Source organism: Streptomyces sp. WG7, assembly GCF_049975785.1.
Classification (GTDB): Bacteria; Actinomycetota; Actinomycetes; order Streptomycetales; family Streptomycetaceae; genus Streptomyces.
The window spans coordinates 1-17,937 of sequence record NZ_JBNGGE010000080.1 but is presented as its reverse complement, the minus strand read 5'-3'; the positions used below and the strand labels follow the sequence as shown (position 1 = coordinate 17,937).

Annotated in this window: 16 protein-coding genes and 4 pseudogenes; 11 read left to right on the top strand and 9 right to left on the bottom strand. The window is 68.9% G+C overall.

Annotated elements, in window-relative coordinates:
* From ACP4J0_RS37265 to ACP4J0_RS37245, 5 genes and pseudogenes are all read left to right on the top strand, one after another.
* Positions 1 to 446: pseudogene (locus tag ACP4J0_RS37265) on the top strand (transposase); the annotation flags it as partial.
* A gap of 1,009 nt (positions 447 to 1,455) precedes the next feature.
* On the top strand, positions 1,456 to 2,154 hold the full coding sequence (locus tag ACP4J0_RS37260) for a hypothetical protein (protein WP_426603679.1): 699 nt from the start codon (positions 1,456 to 1,458) through the stop codon (positions 2,152 to 2,154).
* Positions 2,151 to 2,573, top strand: coding sequence for a MarR family transcriptional regulator (locus tag ACP4J0_RS37255; RefSeq protein ID WP_426603677.1), 423 nt, complete (start codon positions 2,151 to 2,153; stop codon positions 2,571 to 2,573). The genes ACP4J0_RS37260 and ACP4J0_RS37255 overlap by 4 nt, the downstream gene beginning before the upstream one ends.
* A 92-nt stretch (positions 2,574 to 2,665) precedes the next feature.
* On the top strand, positions 2,666 to 2,968 hold the full coding sequence (locus ACP4J0_RS37250) for a transposase (protein ID WP_426603681.1): 303 nt from the start codon (positions 2,666 to 2,668) through the stop codon (positions 2,966 to 2,968).
* 31 nt (positions 2,969 to 2,999) lie between these two features.
* Entirely contained in the window at positions 3,000 to 3,953 is a 954-nt protein-coding gene (locus ACP4J0_RS37245) for a DUF4240 domain-containing protein (protein WP_426603675.1), read from the top strand.
* Between the two features lie 128 nt (positions 3,954 to 4,081).
* On the opposite strand, the pseudogene ACP4J0_RS37240 reads toward ACP4J0_RS37245, so the two are convergent.
* From ACP4J0_RS37240 to ACP4J0_RS37210, 7 genes and pseudogenes are all read right to left on the bottom strand, one after another.
* Positions 4,082 to 5,125: pseudogene (locus ACP4J0_RS37240) on the bottom strand (serine hydrolase domain-containing protein).
* A 219-nt stretch (positions 5,126 to 5,344) separates the two neighbouring features.
* Entirely contained in the window at positions 5,345 to 6,466 is a 1,122-nt protein-coding gene (locus ACP4J0_RS37235) for a glycosyltransferase family 4 protein (protein WP_426603673.1), read from the bottom strand.
* Complete coding sequence (locus ACP4J0_RS37230) at positions 6,463 to 6,999, bottom strand: dCTP deaminase (RefSeq protein ID WP_426603671.1); 537 nt, start codon at positions 6,997 to 6,999, stop codon at positions 6,463 to 6,465. The genes ACP4J0_RS37235 and ACP4J0_RS37230 overlap by 4 nt, the downstream gene beginning before the upstream one ends.
* Positions 6,996 to 7,535 carry a dCTP deaminase gene (gene dcd / locus ACP4J0_RS37225; RefSeq protein ID WP_426603669.1) on the bottom strand — a complete coding sequence of 180 codons (540 nt, stop codon included), beginning with the start codon at positions 7,533 to 7,535 and terminating at the stop codon, positions 6,996 to 6,998. The genes ACP4J0_RS37230 and dcd overlap by 4 nt, the downstream gene beginning before the upstream one ends.
* A pseudogene (locus ACP4J0_RS37220) lies at positions 7,532 to 8,757 on the bottom strand (metallophosphoesterase). The gene dcd and the pseudogene ACP4J0_RS37220 overlap by 4 nt, the downstream one beginning before the upstream one ends.
* Positions 8,754 to 10,067, bottom strand: a complete 1,314-nt coding sequence (locus tag ACP4J0_RS37215; protein ID WP_426603667.1) for a UDP-N-acetylglucosamine 1-carboxyvinyltransferase — start codon at positions 10,065 to 10,067, stop codon at positions 8,754 to 8,756. The pseudogene ACP4J0_RS37220 and the gene ACP4J0_RS37215 overlap by 4 nt, the downstream one beginning before the upstream one ends.
* A gap of 242 nt (positions 10,068 to 10,309) precedes the next feature.
* Entirely contained in the window at positions 10,310 to 10,795 is a 486-nt protein-coding gene (locus tag ACP4J0_RS37210; protein WP_426603665.1) for an ATP-binding protein, read from the bottom strand.
* A 265-nt stretch (positions 10,796 to 11,060) separates the two neighbouring features.
* Between ACP4J0_RS37210 and ACP4J0_RS37205 the strand changes: the two genes are divergently transcribed.
* The 3 genes from ACP4J0_RS37205 to ACP4J0_RS37195 all read left to right on the top strand — a co-directional run bounded on the left by ACP4J0_RS37205 (position 11,061) and on the right by ACP4J0_RS37195 (position 12,736).
* The gene (locus ACP4J0_RS37205) at positions 11,061 to 11,933 is read left to right on the top strand and encodes a helix-turn-helix domain-containing protein (RefSeq protein ID WP_426603663.1); all 873 of its coding nucleotides are present in this window, start codon (positions 11,061 to 11,063) and stop codon (positions 11,931 to 11,933) included.
* On the top strand, positions 11,934 to 12,164 hold the full coding sequence (locus tag ACP4J0_RS37200; RefSeq protein WP_426603661.1) for a DUF397 domain-containing protein: 231 nt from the start codon (positions 11,934 to 11,936) through the stop codon (positions 12,162 to 12,164).
* 314 nt (positions 12,165 to 12,478) lie between these two features.
* Positions 12,479 to 12,736 carry a hypothetical protein gene (locus ACP4J0_RS37195; RefSeq protein ID WP_426603659.1) on the top strand — a complete coding sequence of 86 codons (258 nt, stop codon included), beginning with the start codon at positions 12,479 to 12,481 and terminating at the stop codon, positions 12,734 to 12,736.
* Between the two features lie 52 nt (positions 12,737 to 12,788).
* Here the strand turns inward: ACP4J0_RS37195 and ACP4J0_RS37190 are convergent, their stop codons facing one another.
* Positions 12,789 to 13,778 (bottom strand): hypothetical protein, encoded by a 990-nt coding sequence (locus ACP4J0_RS37190; RefSeq protein WP_426603657.1) that lies wholly within the window; start codon positions 13,776 to 13,778, stop codon positions 12,789 to 12,791.
* 183 nt (positions 13,779 to 13,961) lie between these two features.
* Between ACP4J0_RS37190 and tap the strand changes: the two genes are divergently transcribed.
* The 3 genes from tap (at position 13,962) to ACP4J0_RS37175 (ending at position 17,733) form a co-directional block, all read left to right on the top strand.
* Positions 13,962 to 16,313: a telomere-associated protein Tap gene (gene tap, locus ACP4J0_RS37185; RefSeq protein WP_426603655.1), complete on the top strand. Its 2,352-nt coding sequence runs from the start codon at positions 13,962 to 13,964 to the stop codon at positions 16,311 to 16,313.
* A gap of 12 nt (positions 16,314 to 16,325) precedes the next feature.
* On the top strand, positions 16,326 to 16,883 hold the full coding sequence (gene tpg / locus ACP4J0_RS37180) for a telomere-protecting terminal protein Tpg (RefSeq protein ID WP_426603653.1): 558 nt from the start codon (positions 16,326 to 16,328) through the stop codon (positions 16,881 to 16,883).
* 169 nt (positions 16,884 to 17,052) lie between these two features.
* Positions 17,053 to 17,733: a hypothetical protein gene (locus ACP4J0_RS37175; protein WP_426603652.1), complete on the top strand. Its 681-nt coding sequence runs from the start codon at positions 17,053 to 17,055 to the stop codon at positions 17,731 to 17,733.
* A gap of 117 nt (positions 17,734 to 17,850) precedes the next feature.
* Here the strand turns inward: ACP4J0_RS37175 and ACP4J0_RS37170 are convergent.
* A pseudogene (locus ACP4J0_RS37170) lies at positions 17,851 to 17,937 on the bottom strand (IS6 family transposase); the annotation flags it as partial.

Here is a 17,937-nt window from a genome sequence, read left to right as displayed (position 1 = left end):
CCACCGGCAACGGCAAGCTGTATCTCTGCGCGATCAAGGATGTCTTCAGCAACAGGATCGTGGGCTACTCCCTCGACACGCGAATGAAGTCCCGCCTGGCCGTGACCGCCTTGGACAACGCCGTGGCCCGGCGTGAAAACGTCGACGGATGCATTCTGCACACCGATCGCGGCTCGCAATTCAGGTCCCGGAAGTTCGTCCGGGCGCTCGACCGTCACCGGATGGCCGGATCGATAGGGAGGGTCGGGGCAGCCGGCGACAACGCGGCCATGGAGTCCTTCTTCAGCCTGCTGCAGAAGAACGTCCTCGACCGCAGGAAGTGGGCCACCTGCGAGGAACTACGGATCGCCATCGTGACCTGGATCGAGCGGACCTACCACCGCCGTCGCCGGCAAGCCGCACTCGGCCGACTGACCCCCGTCGAATTCGAGACCGTCATGACCACACCGGCCCTCCAGACGCGTGACTCAACCTGTCACCCGAACCTGCATCAGACCCGGCCACCGGTTCGTCGTCGTCGGCGAGGAGGGAGATCTGCCAGGTCTGGACGCCGTCTTCGGCAGGGTCATTGAGGCGGTGGACGTGCCGGAAATCCAGCCTGAGGGTGCTGGGGTCCGAGGTGGCTGGAGGCCGCGTTGCCTGGTCCGTCATTGACTTCCTCTCGCGGTACAGCCGCCGACGGCGACGCGGTCTCAGGCTAGCCAGCACGTAGCTTAGTCAGGGGCGGACGGGACATGGCACCTGATCCAGCTCCCTTTTTCGGTGGGGATCGAACTCGGGCCGTTCCGGTGGCTGGTCACGCTTCCCGTTGTCCAGGCCAAGCCCCAGAAAGGCACCTCAGACAGCGTGCACTTGAGAGGCGGCGTGCGGAGGTACAGCAGCCGCGCGGCCCCTGGGGCCGTGCGGCGGAACCCAAGTCCGGCCCCAGCCACGCCTTGCTGATGTCTGTTCGTCACGGCCGGCACCACCCGAGACTCAGAGCCGTTGGTGCCACCTATGGCCCGCAGTTGTCCGCGGAGCCGCACGCGAAGCCGCCTCAGCCACGGGGAGGTCCGGTCCTCAGGCTTTTTGCACAACCTAGATAGGGAGGGAACCCACGTTTTTGCTGGTCAAAGCGTTGCGGATGAGGCGCTTGTGACACCTCAGGAGGGACACTTGCACGGTCGAATGCCCCTCGTGAGGAGACACAACTCCCTAGAAAGGTCAGCATTCCTGACCTCAACTCGCGCAAAAGGTCAGCAGTGCTGACTTCTTGCGCCGGGAGGTCACCCCGTCTCGAGATCTCACGGTTGCCCCGTACGCAGGAGTTGGTGCAGGAGACTGTGCAGGAGATGTGTCACCCCTGGGGCGACACAAGACTCGCCCGAGGTCAGGAATGCCGACCTTGAAGTCAGAAGTACTGACCTTCTGCTACGTTGCTACACGCCCGGATCTTGGAACTTTGGAGAGCTGCTCGTGTCCGAGTCACAGCCCCGCCGACGCGCGGCCAGGCCCGCGCCGCACCCAGGCCTGGCGCCGGATGACCCGCTGCGGGCGTTCGGAGAGCGACTGCGGAGGATCGAGGGTCTGGACGATCTGGCTCGGACCTATCCAGGCCGGGACATCATCGTTGGACGCCAGCGTCAGCAACTGGAGTTCTTCTCCGCCCCTGAGCGTCCCAACGCCTTCGCGATGGTGGCGCTGGAGTTCTTCCTAGTGATCGCCCAGTACTACCGGGAGGCACTGCCGCTGCGGCTGATCCTGTTGCTGATCGCAGGACAGCGAGCCGGGGGACGGATCCCACTCACGCAGGACGACATGGCGCAGATTCTGGACGTTCCTCGCCAGAAGGTGAACGAGTCGCTGCGGGAGGTCATGAGCCACGGAATCGTGATCAAGCGCTCACGTGGGGTCTACCAGTTCAATCCGCCCTACTCCTACGTCGCGGCTGAACTGGTCCGACTGTCCGACGGCAGCACAGAGTATGTTCAGGTGGACCAGGCTGACGCTCTGGCAGAACTGCGGGCCGCAGCGCTGCCGGATCTCGTCCGGTTTCCCTCGCTGGAGCACATGCGCGAGGCGATCGAAGAGTTCCGCGAAGAGCGTGCTCGCAAGCGACGGGAACGGCGGGAGCGCTTCGCGGCGACGAAGTCACAGAAGGAGGGCGATCGGTGAGCAGGGGACTCTTGGTCACACCGGTCAACGCGGAGGGGGTCGTCGCGGCCCTGGACCTGCCGGGGCCGGCGTATCGCGTCCTGTTCACCTTGCGCTCCCGCAGCGAGCCCGGCGGGCGGGTGGAAATGGGTCAGAGCCAGATCGCCGAGCTGCTCAGCCTGAGCCGGCCCAGCGTCACCTCCGGTCTTCGGGAGCTGATACTGGCTCGGTTGGTGAAGAAGCAGCGCAACGGTGTCTACCGCATCAACGCGATGCTCGCTGCCTACGAGACACCAGCAGATGCCCGGGCCGCTATTGAGGCTATGGACCCCGCCGACCGGCTGGACGACCCGTACTTCGTGGAGCGCTACCACCAGGCCGTCGAGGACTACCGCGAGCAACTGGCCCGCGACCGCCGCAAGAAGCTGCACGTCGCATGAGCAGGCAGCAAGCGGCAGCCGCGGACGGGACGGAGGGCGTCCGATGACGGACCCCGCCAACAGTTCGCCGCCCTACTTGCCACTGCCCTGAACTGAAGGCCCTCCACGAGCACGTCCGCGGCCTCGTAGAGATCCTTCAAACCCGCTCCGGTCAGCACCTCAAAGACTGGATCATCGCCGTCCGCACCGCAGACCTGCCCCGACTGCATGCCTTCGCCACTGGCCTGGAGAAAGTCTGGGATGCCGTGCTCCAAGGCCTGAGCACACGCTGGAACTCCGGCCCCTTCGAGGGCCGCGTCAATCACATAAAAATGGTCAAACGCCAGATGTTCGGACGAGCCAAGCTCCCCCTGCTCCGCAAACGCGTCCTTCTCACAGCCGCAGCAAACGGGTGACCCGGAGCCAGGACTGTCAAACCGCTGCGGCATGCTCGCGGGCATGAACGAAGGCGCCTTCTGGCAGCTCATCGAGGACTGCAGGCCCACGGAATCTGACCCGGACACCGTACTCCTTGCAGCCACGCTCACCGAGCGGCTTGCCCAGTCCCCGCTGTCGCTGGTCATCGGCTTTGCCGAACAACTGTCATGGGCGCTTCACCGGCTGGACCGCAAGGAGTACCGCCACGACCTGGGAGGAGATGCCTTCCTCTACACCCGTGCCGCGGTCGTCGCCGCCGGCCGCACCGAATTCGACAGCGTCCTCCAGGACCCTTCGGGGCCTTCACTCCTTACGCTACCGATCTCATCTGGGCCGAGCCTCTGCTCTACACCCCGGACCGGGCATACAAGCGAATCATCGGGGAGGAGTGGGACCGCGATACCCGCTACTCCTACGCATCCTTCTCCAACACCGAAGGCTGGGCTGATTGAACGGCATGGCCTGCAAGTGGTGACGAAATCCAACGCCATTGATCGTTCTCACGGAATGTGTGCCACAGGTGGCCCCACCGGCAGAGCGAAGGCCGTTGTAGAGCAGCGGGATGGAACCTCTTGCCCCCGCAGCCATCCGTGTCGCCAGCGCCCTCAGCCGCTACCGTCCTGCCGGCGTCGCAGGCGTCGGAAGCGCCGAGGACCGAGCCCAGAGCTACCGCCGCTTCCTCGACGCCATCGCCCACGCAATCGAGACCCAGGTGCTCTACTTCTACCGGCGCCGGACGCTGAAGCCGCACAGGACCGACGCCTGCGCCGGTTACACGCCCGCCTCGTGGAACTCCGCGACGAGGCATGGAGGAACTACACCCAGGCCCAGCACGAGGTGCACGCCGCACTGCTCGGCATACGCCTGTGTGCCCCCATCACGGTCCTGATCGCGGTCGAGAACCTCGTCGGAGCTGTCCCCCCCCTTCTACCAGCCCGGCACCCGCGTCACGCTAGCCGATGACGACTTCCTGACCGCGCCCGACGAGTGTGCCGAGGTGAAGGCCACCTTCCTGGAAGCCGCCTGGCACGCCCTGGACTACAATCCCCGTTCCAAGCTGCGGCGTGTAGTCCCCGGTCCTGGAGCCGCCGTTACGTGAAGGCGAGTTCACGGAACGCGTTGCGGATGTCTGTCAGCGGCTGGCGGTCGCGGGTGTAGTAAAGCTTGTTGGTGAGCAGGACGGCCCACTGATCCTTTGCGGGAGAGAGCCACATGCCGGTGCCGGTGAACCCGTAGTGCACCCAGATGTCGTCATCGTCGCTGGAACCGGGGGCAGGGTGCCAGAACAGGCCGCGCTCGGGCTGCAGACCGCCGGTGTGGATGGTCAGCGAGTAGGAGGTCCACTCGGCACCGAATCCGGCCTCGGCGCGGGCGGTTGAGGAGTCGAGCATGTAGCGCAGGAAGGCGGCGAGGTCGTCGAGGACGGTGAAGGCGCCAGCGATGCCGCACACGCCGCCCAGCAGGCGGGCCGAGAAGTCGTGGGCGGTGCCCTTGAGGTGGGTGTCGGTGTCCTGCTCGAGCTCGGTCGGCGCACAGCGGGCGGCAATCTCGGCGGGCAGCGGGCCGAAGCGGGTGGCGTCCATGCCAAGCGGGTGCCAGGTTCGCGCCTCGGCGAGCTGGTCGAGGCTCTGGCCGGAGAGGTGTTCGGCGAGGTAGCCGAGGATGAGGGCGGCCCGGTCGGTGTACTCCACTGCTTCACCGGGCGGCCGGTGCAGGCCCTCGTGTAGCACGCCGGCGCGGATAGCCTGCGGATCGGTGCCGTAGAGGTTCTTCAGCTGGGCCCGCAGCGGGGCACCCGCGGTGTGGGTCAGCAGCTGCCGGGCGGTGGCCGTACCGAGCGGGTGCCCGGTGACCTCGTCCCAGAAGGAGCCGAGCGGGGCGTCGAGGTCCAGGACGCTGTCCTCCCACAGGGCTCCGATGGAGGACCACACGGCGAGGATCTTGGTCAAGCTGGCGGCGTCGAAGACGGTGTCGAGCCGCATCGGCGCGTCCGGCTCGTCCGGGTCGAGTACGCCGGTGGTGCCCTGAGCGCGGATGCCCGCGCTGTCGCCGACGGCTCACACGGCTCCGGGGTAGACCTTGTCGCGGACGCCTTCGTCCAGCAGGGCTGCGATGCGGTCGGTTGCGTACGTCATGGTCTCCCTGTTCGCCGTGGGCATCCCGCCGGTCAGCGTAGTGACGCAGGTGGGGCGGGCCGGGCAATGGCGTGTCGGTCATCGGCCGCAACGGGAGTGGCGTCGCCGCGGCTCTGCTAGCGGGAGTGCTGGATCTAGCGGCTCCCGCCGCTAGATCCAGCGCTGTGACCAGGCATCTAGCGTCTAGCAGCCGCCGGGGGAGGGCCTGGGAAGGGCAGTTCAGGTGAACTGGTGGCCGAGTTCGCCCAGCGCCTGGGCGGTCGCTGAGAGAGGATAGCGGGCGGCGTTGGCGTATCCGGCCTGCCGCAGAGCGGGCAGCAAGCCGGGGGAGGTCCGCAGCCGCTCGAGGTCGCGGGCTAGGGCGGCGGAGTGGGTGAAGTCGGTCGCCACCCCGGACGCGGCCAGGGCCTCGCTCAGACCCGGCACCGGCTGGTAGAGAACGGGCAGCCCGCAAGCTTGGGCTTCCAGCGCGACCAGGCCCATGGCTTCCAGGGTGATCGACGGCATGACGAGCACGTCGTGCTCGGTGAACGCCTTCCACAACTGGGGGCGGCGGAGCCAGCCGAGATAGCGGGCCCTCACCCCAGCCCGTCGCAGCAGCGGCGCCAACGCGTGGAACTGGGCCCTGGGGGCGGCGATCGACAGTTCGACCCCCTGGACCGGGGCCAGGCTCCTGAGCAGGGCCGCAGCCCCCTTCTCGGCGGTCAGCCGGCCCGCGTACAGCAGCCGCAGGTGGCTCATCGAGGTACGGGCGGGCCGGGTGGGCGGAGTGGTGAGGAGGTGGTCGGGAATGCCCCAGGGGATGTGGGTGATCTTGCGGCGGTCGACCTGCGGGGCGAGCTTGAGGAGGTGGTCGGCCATCGCGCCGGTGGGGACGACGATGGCGTCGGCGGCCCGGGCGGTCTCGCAAAGGACCTGGAGCTGGTCGCGGTGGGCCTCGGCGAAGATCAGGTCGGTGCCGTGGATCAGGGCGATGCGGGGATGTGCGGGCAGGGCTCTCATTAGCGCCGGTGTGGCTCCGAAGGCGAGGTGGTGCAGGTGCAAGACTCTGATCTGGGTCGGGTCGATCGCCGCCCTGAGGGCCTGACGCAAGGCGGCGACGTACCGGCCGAAGGCCGGGCCTTCCAGGCACTTTCCGGGCACGGTCAGCAGGTCGAGTCCGGCCGGGGTCCGGGGCCGGGGGCCGGTGGGGGCGAGCATGAAGGCCCGTGCGGGGATGAGGGGCCGGTGGCCGGTGTAGAGGTCGAGGAAGAGTTCGACGCTACCGCCGGGGCTTCCGGCGGGCAGGTCCAGGAAGGTGGCGGCCAGTGGCCCCGGAACGGGTCTGACGAGGGGGCTCATCGGCTGGTTCCTTCGATCTCTTCGTAGAGGCGGGAGATGTCGATGCCGTCGGTGGCTGCGTACTTGGCGATCTGCTGCTGGTAGCTGGCCAGGGTGCCGAAGGCGGTGAGGAACACGAGCTTGCCGAAGGTCATGCCCGCGTAGACATGGACCGGCTTGGCCGCGCGGATCTCCAAGGTCCATCGGATCGCGTGACCCTGGTGGCCGAGCGGGGCGGAGACGTGCACCCAGATACCCAAGGAGCCGATGGTGCGATCGCCGTTGAGCATCTGCGCGAACGTCTCCGAGCCGGTCCGCTCGTGGGTGACGCCGAGGTAGAGCAGTCCGGGCTGAAGGATTAGGCCGGCGGCGGGGATGGTCTCCTCGGTGAAGGCGGTGGGGGCAGCGGCATCCAGGTCGCCGTCGCAGACGCGGATCGTCTCGCCCAGACGCCAGTCGTAGGCGTTCGGGGAGAGCCGGGCGGAGTCGAAGGGGTCGATGGTGATCTCGCCGGTGTGGACGGCGGCGGCGATCGCGGGGCCGGTGAGGATCACGGGGCCACCGCCCGGATGCGGGCCGCGTCCCGCCAGTAGCGGGAGGGCTGCGGGCCCCTGGCCGCCTGGTACTTCCCCTCGTACAGGTCGATGTCTCCGCTGGAGACGAAGAACATGATCTGCCCGACCTTCATCCCCGCGTACACGCGAAGGGGCCGGATCGGGGAAAGCATCAGGGTCCACTGCCCGTGGAAGCCGATGTCACCGATGGGGGCGGTGATTTCGACGAACAGGCCGAGCCGGCCGACGGAGGAGCGACCGAACAGCAGCGGGACGAAGGTATTCGAGCCGACCTGTTCGAGGGTGTGGCCGAGGTAGAGCTCGCCGGGCTGGAGCACGTACCCGCCCGGGCCGATCTCGACCGCGCAGGTCGGGTTCGCCTCGTGGGCGTCGATGACCGGGGTGGTGTAGGTCAGCAGGGTAGGCCCGAGGCGGACGTTGTAGCTGTTGGGGTTGACCTGGCCCGCCTCGAACGGGTCGATCGTTAGCCGTCCGTCGTGGGCAGCCTGGGTGATCTCGGGTCCGGTGAGGATCATCGGGCGCCTTCCTTCTTCTCGGGCAGTGGGGTGGCGACGGTGCGGGCGACGGCCTGGCCGAGGCGGAGGCCGGCCTGGTGGGTGCGTCCGCCGAGGTAGGTGTCAGCGAGGTAGTCGGTGGTCAGCACGGACCGGATGCCCTCAGGCAGCGACTGCGGTGCGAGGGCCAGTGGCCCGACCTGCTCGGTCAGGTGCGTCAGCAGCCGGTCCAAGCCCTGCCTGCCCGCGTCGGGGAGGAAGGCGTGGACGAGCTGGTTGTCGAACGGCTCGATGACCAGCAGGTCCCCGAGCGTGAGCACGTCGCTGAGGCACGTGGGCCGCAGGGTGGTGTCGTTGAGGATGACGGCGTCGGCGCCGAGGCCCGTGTGCAGCCGGTCCGCGACGTCCTGGAGGAGTCGGTGTCGGTCGAGGTCGGTGTCGCGGTAGGGCTCGTTGATGGTGCCGAGGCGGGCGGTGAGCATCCGGCCGGTGACGGCGATCTTCTCCGTCAGGACGGCGAGGTCGTCCGGCACCATAGCGGGGGCGGGGAAGGTGGCGGTGCGGGCGGCCCATCCGGAGCTGACGGGTTCGGCGGCGGCGTATCCGGCGGCGAGCTCGCGGCCCTTGACCACGAGGGTGTCGCCGACGTTTACCGGCCCGTAGGTGTCGCTGTGGCAGTGGCCGGCGAAGATGACGTCGACGAACGGGCAGGCGACGGCGAGCTTGAGGTCCTCGTCGAAGCCGGAGTGGGACAGCACCACCCAGGAGTCCACGTGGTGGTGGTGTTCCAGCATCAGCCCGCGCAAGGCGGTCGCGGGGTCGGTGACGCGGTGCCCGGCCCGCTGGTCGGCGCGGATGGTGTCGAACGCCTGCGGGCCCATCACGGCGGTGACGGCGACCTGGCGGCCGTGCACGGTGATGATGCGGAGGCGGTCGAACAGCGGCTGGCCGGTGGTGGCGTCGACGGTGTGGCGCACACGGTCATCTCGCGCAGGCCGGGCTCGAAGTAGTGGGGCCAGCCGTGGTTGCCGGGGGCCAGCACGTCGTAGAGCGTGGTGAGGATCTCCCGCTCGATGGCTCCCCTGCCCAGCTGGTAGTAGCCGGTGCCCTCGAAGAAGTCGCCGCAGTCGGCGATCAGCGAGGTCGGCCCCAGGCCGTGCAGGTGTGGAAGCAGGCTGTCTGCGCGGTCGAGGGTGGAGTGGACGTCGGTGGTGGCCACGATCTGAGTGAAGGTCCTGGTCATCGCGGTACCTCGGTGAGGTCGGCGCCGAGCGTGCGGAGCTTGGTGGGCAGGTCGGCATGTCCGCGTCGCAGCTGGTCGAGGCCGCTGACGGTGGTGGTGCCGCGGGCATTCAGGGCGGCGATCAGCAGGGCGGAGCCGGTGCGGATGTCGGTGGCTTTCACACCGGTGCCGTTAAGGCGCTGGGGGCCGGCCAGGCGGCACTGGGTGGGCGAGAGTTCTTCGATCACGGCGCCGAGGGAGGCGAGTTGGGAAATGAGGTTGCCGTGGCGTCCAGGGTTGATGTCGTCGGAAAACAGGTGGATGCCGGGCAGGGTGAGGGCCAGCGCCATCAGCGCGGGTTCGAAGTCGGCATCCAGGCCGTCCGGGGTGAGTGAGGCGATCGCCCGCAGTGGCCGTCCGCTGACCATGCGGGCCTGGTGGACGGTGATCGCGTCGGGGGCGAGGGTGACGGGGATACCGGCCCAGCCCAGCAGGCCCGCAAGGGCCTTGAGGTCGGGTCCGTTCACGCCCTCGATGCGGCCTTCGCCGCCGGTGACCGGGATGGCGCAGGCCAGCGTGCCTGCCTCGGTCTTGTCGCCAGGGACCATCCAGGCGACGGTGTCGGTCGGGACGCCCGGCGGCGGGTCCAGCGTGATCTTCTCGTTGCTGGCGTGGGCCGCCCATCCGGCGGCCGATAAGGCGGCGAGCACGCCGGTGGTCTCCGGGGACAGGTTCGGGTTGCCCAGTTCCAGGCGGCTGCCGGAGGCGACCGCCCGGCACATTGCGGCGATGCTCGCTCCGCGCGAGCGGAACGGCAGGCTCAGGACGACCTTGTCGCGGGCCCAGTCAGCGGCGCGTACGCGGTATCCGTTGTCGTCCAGCAGGACGGTGTCGCCGAACGCCTCGTACACGGTGAAGTGCAGGTCCATCCCGCGGTCGCCGATCTGGCAGCCGCCCGGCCAGGGCAGCACGGCCTGACCGCAGGCGGCCAGCAGCGGCGACACGAGGTAGTAGGAGGCCCGGATCCGGGCGGCGTCCGCCAGCTCAACCTCAACGGGGCCGCCGTGGGGCAGCACGATCACAGCTCCGGGCTCGGAGACCGGGTGGGCGATGCGGTAGCCGCACCGCTGGAGCAGAGCGAGCATCGTCTGGACGTCGGCGCTGGCGGGGACGCCGGACAGGTGCACGCCGCGGCGGAGGGACGCGGCGGCGGCCAGCAGCGGCAAGGCCGCGTTCTTCGAGCCATCCACCCGGACCGTGCCGACGAGCGGGCGGCCGGGGCGGACGGTGAGGGCGTCGGCGCCGATCATGCGGGTGGGAACAATCTCCATCAAGTACCTCCAGATCATGAGTGGTTGGGGCTGAAGGTGATGCCGGTCGTGCAGCGCTTCAGGGGGCGGCCCGGCCGTCGGCATGGGTTTGCGGCAGCGGCCGGACCGCGAAGGGCACCGCCCTCAAGGAGGAGGAAGGGGGTGCCCGCCGTACGAGCGCCCCCAGGGCGCCGAGGGCGGTCGTGCGGCCCGGCCCTGCGGGCGGCCCAGAGGAAGGGGCTGCCCGCAGGCCGGAAGATGCGTCAGACGCTCAGGAGAGCGGGGGCAGGCAGGGTGCAGGTGATCTGCTTGCCTACCGGCGTCGGCTTCACGGTCCACCCCGGGGCGAGCGCGTCGAGAATCCACAGCCCCCGACCGGCCTCGGCCTCGGCACTTTCCGGGGCCTGCTCGCGCCGCTCAGGCAGAGCTCCCGGCTCCGGGTCGTGCACCTGCACCAGCACGTGGTCCTCGTGCGGATAGACCTGGACGACCACCGGGGCCCAGGGGCCGCACAACCGCACCGCGTTGCCGACCAGTTCGCTGGCCACCAGTCGGGCCGACTCCGCGACCTCCTCGTCCATCCCCGCCCCAGTGACCGTCTTGAACACCACGGCCCGCATATGGTGCAGATGCTCCTGGCTCGCACTCATGTGCAGGGCAAACCCGGCGTCATGGTGCACTAAGTAGAAGCCGCAGGATGCCTGCGGCGTAACGGCGGTAGGTCCGATGTGGGCCTGGGCTTCGTGCATGGCGTGCTCCCCAGTCGACAGAACGGGCAGCCGGCCGAGGAGTCGGGCCGGGCTCGAGCTGTGGGTCGGCACGTCGGCCCCCAGAGCGGTGATTCGCCCCAGGAAGTCGGCGCAAGGCAACGGCATATGACACGAAGCGCGATGGAGTCATCACGCCTCGCAACCGTTAGCCAGGATGCCCCAGACCAACCGAGTTGGGCAATATTCCCAATCAACATTCCCCAGATTGGTTGTCCACGCCTCGAGTAGGGGCCACACTGTCGCCATGGCCTGGAAGAGGAAGCCCGCCCCCAAGTCCATCTACCGACGTCAACTCGCGGCCCGGTTGAAGGAATTACAGGACGACTCCGGCAAGACGCTGGCCGAGGTCGGCGCCATTATCGAGGTCAATCAGGGTTCGCTCAGCCGCATCATGAACGGCGACCGCGGCACCACACCGGTCCTGGTGAAGGCCCTACTCGACTGCTACGGCGTCACCGACCCGGGCGTCCGGGAGGACGTCTTGGACCTGGTCCGCGCAGATCAGGCCCAGAAACAGAAGTGGTGGCGCAAGTACTCCGCCGTCATCAACACCACCCAGTACGGCGGCTATCTGGAGCTGGAGCAGAGCGCGACCACCCTGCGGTCCTACGAGCCCCTGCTGGTCCCCGGGCTGCTGCAGACGCCCGAATACGCCCGCCAGGTGATCACCGCGATGCGTGTCGACCTGGACGCCAAGCAAATCCAGGACTTGGTGGACGTGCGGATGAAGCGCCAGTCCCTGCTGGTCCGCGATGACGCCCCGAAGCTGTGGGCGGTCATCGACGAGGCCGCCTTCCGCCGGATCGAGTCGAAGCCCGCCGTCCTGAAGAAACAGCTCGGACACCTGCTGGACGTCGAGCCCCGCACGAACATCACGCTGCAGCTTCTACCTTTCGACGCCGGGTTCCATCCCGGCTTGTACGGGTCGTTCATGCTCATGAGTTTCCCCGAGCCCAACCCGAACGTGGTCTGGGTGGAGAATCTGACGAACTCGGTGTACTTCGAGGGATCGGACGATGTGGGGCGCTACACCGAGGTCTTCGACCATCTGCGGGCCACGGCCCTCGGCCCGCCCGAGACCCGCAGCCGAATCAAGGACATGCTCAAGGAGCTGTAAGTGAGCGACACCAAGCCCAACCCCGCCGAGCTGGACTTCTCCGGCGTCACCTGGGAGAAGAGCCCGTTCAGCGGGGGCAACGACAACTGCGTGGAGTTCGGCGTGATCGGCGACCTGGTCGCCGTGCGCGACTCCAAGCGGCCCGAGCAGACCCCACTCGTCTACACACGGGGGGAGATCGGGGCTCTGCTGGCAGGCGTGAAGGCGGGCGCCTTCGACCACCTCACCTGAGTATCCACCGGCCGCTGCGAGTTACGGCCGTAGACGAGAGGCGGCGGCCGGCCCCAGCGTTAGTGGGGTCGGCCGCCGTCGCCATCTTCGCAGACCCAGGCAGCAGTGCAGATGAAGCCCGCGTCTCAGGCTGGATTCCGCCGTCAGGTCGGGCGCTCGACCCGAGGATCCCACTTGACCTGCACTCATTACGCAGAGGCAGACACCTGGGCATGTCAGTGGCGCTGTGTAACCCCCATCCGTGATCATTGAGCTTCCCACCGGCGGGCAGTGAGGAGCGCCGAGCCGCCCTCGCCCTGGAGACGGCCGTCGACATGACGCGCGACGCCATCCATGCCTCCTTAGCCCACGACACCGATCTGGACCGAGACCTGGAGGATCACCGGGACGCCTGGAACCACCTTCGCCAGTTCGCAATGTCGTGGAAGGACGACCCGGATTTCGACGCGACCCGTTGGCCCCGGGCGGTGTACGTCCCGCTGCGGGCCGCTGATGAGCGTCCGGCCGGGGCGGAGCCCGACGCCGCGGGGCTCCCGCCGCAACCGGCAGCGGGGAAGGAGCCGGCGCCATGATGGCCGTCCTGATCCGGGCGGCCATCGCCTGTTCGCTGGCAGGCAGTGCCGATCAGGCGCCGGCGTCGCGGGGGTCGTGGGGCTCGTGGGGGAGGCCGTCGTCCAGGACGATGCGAATGGTCTCGCCCTGTCCGGTGACGTCGGCGAGTTCGGACGCGATGCGGTTGTAGGAGGTCACGGCCATGGCCCAGTCGCCCTCCAGCGGGGTGGCGGTGGAGCGGGTGTTCCACAGCTCGATCAGCAGGGCGATGAGGGAGCGCCCGGACAGGACGGTCCGGACGCGGCCTTCCTTGAAGTCCTCCACAGCGGGCGGGGTGCGGAAGTGACTGTGGTCGACGGCCAGGGCGGCGAGCCACTCCCAGGTGTCGCGGTGCGCGATCAGTTCCGCCGAGGCCACGCCGGCGGCCTTCAGCAGAAGGACACCGCGGCCGACTTGCGGGTTCTCCGCGCCGACGGATGCCTGTGGTGTGGCACCGGAAGGCTGGGCGTGGGAAGCGCCGGTGCCCCCTTGGTAAGCGGCCTCGATGGCGTTCTTCAGAGCGAGGTCCTGCTCCTGGCGCCCGTCCTCGGGCTGCGGCCGGCGCTCAGTGTTCTCCACGGTTCCCCCCTGGGTGTCGGTGTCGGTGTCGGATGAGTCGGCTGGATGCGCTGCGGCAGGGTCGGTGGAGCCGTGGTCGGCCTCCGCCCCAGGCTCCGCCGCCGGCGGCGCAGTCTCCTCGGAACGCATCTGCGCGTCATCGCCGGCATCGGCTGCCAGCGCAAGGGGGCGCAGGACGTCGACCAGATCCAGCAGTTCCCGAAGCTCGCCCCGCGTCTCGTTCAGGTCGCTGATCATCCGGTCCTGGCGTCGGCGTACCTCACGGTTCTCCTCGCGCAGTCCGGTGACGCCCCCCTCGATCTTTTCCAGGATCTTCAGGCGGCTCTGTGTGACCTCGCCGTGCAGTGCGGTCAGCCCGACCGTCGGGTCGTCGAGACGTTGGAGTTGGTGCCGTATCGCCGTCAGTTCCTTCATCGCGTCGTCGAACGCGCCTTTCCACCCCACGTGACCCCCTGGTTACTCCGGGCAATGCGACCGCTCGTATCTCCCCACATGGACTTCGCGTGACGCGATGATTTCCGGCCCTTCCCCGGCCAGGATCACCCACCCACGCTCGTACGCCTTTCGTACGCGATACGTACGGCAAAGGAGCGGGATGGGGATAGGGTATTGGTCAGGAGGTGGTCCATGTCCGAGTTGTTCGACGCGGTTGACGCGCTGGTCGCGTCCCGTTCCCCGCTGCCGCCGGCGGAGGAGCGCAAGCGGCTGCGCACCGCGCACGGCCTGACGCTGGACGAAGTCGCCGGCGCGCTGAAGGTGCGTCGGGCCACGGTGTCCGCCTGGGAGTCGATGAAGAAACCGACCGAGCCGCGCGGCCCGGAGCGTGAGGCGTACGCGCGGCTGCTGCGGCAGCTCTCGGAGCTCTACCCCGCACCCGCAACGCCGGCGAAGCCGGCGGCCCCGGTGCCCGCCGGCTTCGCCGGCGCCGTCGACCCGGCGGGTATCGTGCCGGCCGCTGTACTCGACGAACTCACCGCATCCCTCTCCCCCTCTCCCGGCGCGCCCCGCCCGGCGGGCTTCGCCGGCCCTGCGGAAGCGCGGACTCTGTCCACAGGGGAGGCGTCCGAGGCCGCGGTCATGACTGCGACCGGGAACACCCAGACCCCTGCCCCTGCTCCCGTTGCCGCTGCTCCGGCGGCCGCGCCGCGTCAGGTGCGCACCACCAAGCCGTCGTCGACGTCGCGCCTCCCGGGTGCGAAGAAGGCGGCCCCGGCCGGTACCCCGGCAGGCTCCGCCGATCCGCGGTTCGAGAACGGTCCGCTCGCGGTCGTCGACGTCGAGGACGGGCAGGTGCTGGCGTACTGCACCGGCGGCCTGGTCCTGGACGTGCCCGCCAAGAGCATCCCGGCCCTGGTCGACTGGACGCTGCGCGAGGCCAGGCTCGGGGCGCCGAAGCTGTCCGGGCCGGGCAAGGACGCCGACCCGCTGATCGTCCTCACCGAGGCCGCCCTCGAGCGCTACGGCCTTCCCGTCACGCTCACGGAGGAGGAGAAGCACGCCGGACGGATCCCGGAGGGCCACAAGGTCATCAAGCAGCTCGCGCGCGCGGAGTGGAAGCTGACCAAGCGCGGCTTCGGCCCGTGGGCGCGGATCTACCGCCCCGCCGCCGGTTCGGAGCGGGCCTGCGTGCAGCTGTGCATCCCGTCGTGGAACGCGCTCGACACCCGGCACTGGGGCGCGGCCGGGCAGCTCCCGCCCGCCGAACTCGCCCGCGTCCTGGGCGTGTACGCCTCCCGCGTGATGACACCGCGCGGCTCCACCGCCGTGACCGGCCTGGAGCTGATGACCGCCCTGCACCCGCCGACCCGGGCCTCCGAGCCCGACGCCGACGGCAAACGGCACTCCGAGCACAACCCCGGCTCGCTCGGCAAGGACGCCATCGACCCGATGAACTTCCCGCCGTGCGAGGTCCCCGACGGGCACCCCGTCCTCAAGGACCTCCCGCGGTTCCACGTGCGCGGCCCCGGCGAGAAGCTGTTCGAGGAGGCGTTCGACTGGGCGCGGCCGATGACCGACGCGGAGTGCACCCTGCGCCACCTGGTCGGCATCGACGTCAACATGGCCTTCGCGGCCGGCGCCAACGGCTTGACCGTCGGCCTCGGTGAGGCGACGCACGTCAAGGCCCCCGCGTTCGACCCGAAGCTGCCCGGCTCGTGGTTGGTCGACCTCAGCCACGTCGACCTGTCGAAGGTGAAGGCCGGCAAGGAGTGGGTGCAGCTGGACGGCAGCCTGCTGCCCTCCCCGTTCACGCCGAAGGGCGAGCGGCCCGACGGCCCGGCCTGGTACGCGACGCCGACCGTGGCGTACGCGGTGGAGCTGGGCTACGAGGTGCGCCCGCTGGAGGCATGGGTGCGCTACGAGAACGGCCGCTACCTGGACGGCTGGTACAACCGGCTCCGTGACGCCTACCTCGCCACGATGGCCGACCTCGGCGTGGACGCCGACCTCGCCCCGGCCGACTTCCTCGCGGCGATGGACGGTTACAAGGAGCGTGACCCGGAGCTGGCGATCGTCGTCTCGGCGGTCAAGGCGACGGTCAAGGGCGGCCTGGGCAAGCTCCGCGAGCGGCCCCGGGGCGAGGGCTGGCGGCCGGGTGAGCCGTGGCGCGCGCTGTCCCGGCCGACGTGGCGGCCGGACATCCGGGCGGCGGTCATCTCCCGTACGCGGATCAACCTGCATCGCAAGATCGTCAAACACGCGGCGTTCACCGGGCAGTACCCCATCGCGGTCCTGTCCGACTGCGTCGTCTACGCCGCGGGCGGCGAGAGTCCGCTGGACTTCCTGCCCTACCGGGACGGCAAGCCGCTGCCCGGCGGCTTCAAGCTCGGCATCAACCCGGGCCTGGTCAAGCACGAGGGCACCCAGTCCGTCCTGTGGGGCGAGGAGGTCCGCGAGCGGTTCAACGCGCCGGAGCTCAACCTCGCCCGGTACATCAAGGACGGCACCGTCACCGACATCGACATCGACAACGGAGAGTAGGAGAAGGCCACGATGAGCCGGTTCGGGGACGGCCTGGAGGCCGCGGTGCAGAAGGCGTTCACCCGCCCGGCACCCAAGAGCGCGCCCGCGCAGATGCGCTACCTGGTCAAGCAGCTCAAGGGCACCCGAGCAGTCGCCCAGATGCTGCGGATCTCCCAGCGCACCGTCGAACGGTACGTGAAGGACCAGATCAAAAAGCCCCGCCCCGACCTCGCCGCGCGCCTGGAGAACGAGGTGAAGGCCCGCTGGCAGCCCCAGATCCGGGCCAAGGCCAAGGCGAAGGCGGCCACCACCGACGGCATCGTCATCGACACCCGCGCCCGCCTCGGCTACACCGCGCCGATCGGGTCCACCGATCAGGACCGCATCCGGCACCTGACCGTCGCTCTGCCGCCCGTCTACGCCGCCCGCCTCTTCGACGCCCAGAAGCAGGGCGCCGGCGACGCCCGCCTCCAGGAGATCGCCGCCGAAGCCCTCAAGGAGGTGTACTTCCAGGACGGCGGCCGACGCGCCGGCAGTCTGGAGGAGGTCCGGTTCACGGACATCGAGCACCTCGAGTTCGAGCTGTAGCAGCCACGCCCCGAACAGCCCGCGAGCCCCGGACCAATGAACCGAAGCACGGTAGTTGTCACGAAGGCAGGGACCTTGTCATGTCACCGTGCTGCCGACGCCGGACGGTGCTGTGCATGACTGGATAAATGAAAGCAATGGTGGCTTGAGGTAGAGCATGATCTGCCGGGTGAAGAGGGATGCGGATACGGGCGTGGGCGTGGATGGTACCGACGTGTGGCACGAGCGGCTGGGGTGGGCGTTCGGGCTGGTGGCAAGCGATCCGGCTGAACGTGCTGCGGCGCTTGTCCGTCTGGCTGACGCCGAGAGGAACACTCAGGAGGCTCTGGATCGGTACAACAGGGCGTGGCGTCGCAGGTATTCGCTGGGGCGGCAGGCGGCGCACAGAAACTACCTGAAGACCCTGAGGTATTCGTTGCCTGGTGGGTTGTGGGACCGGCCGGCCGGTCCCGACCTCAGCACGTGGCCGGGTCTTCCCTACGCGCTGTGCTTCCTGGAGTGGGAGGCGAGGTATCCGCAGGAGTGGACACGGTATGCCAAGTCGTGGGGCACGAAGCAAAGCCTCATTCGGGACGTGGCTGCCGCTCACCACGATGAGACGGTCAGAAGCAGGCTTGTGGAACTGGTCGAGACCGTCGTTCAGCGGCCCTACCGCTGCAAGGACCGCGAGTACGTGCGCGTGGCCCGGGCCGTGGACAGTGAGGACCTGCGCAGCAGGCTTGAAAGAGCCGCCTGTTCGGACAACCCATGGGCACAGCGCCATGCCCGGTACGTTCTCTGGCTCCTGGACCGTCCCGAGGTGCCCAATACGCGTCACGTCTGGCGGACCTGGCTGGCGGCGCATCCATAGAGGAGGCTTTGTTCACGTTGTTGGGTGTGTGGGCGTCTGACGGTGTGTCGAGGTGTGGTGGGGCCGGGTTCCGGGCGGTGCTCAGGCCGTGGCAGGTCGGTCCGTGGCGCCGGTGATCTACTCCCAGGGGGTGAAGCGGACGGTTATTTCGGCCCGGTGGTGAGGTGCGGGCATCAGGTGGCGACGAGGCCGGAAGCGGGGTGA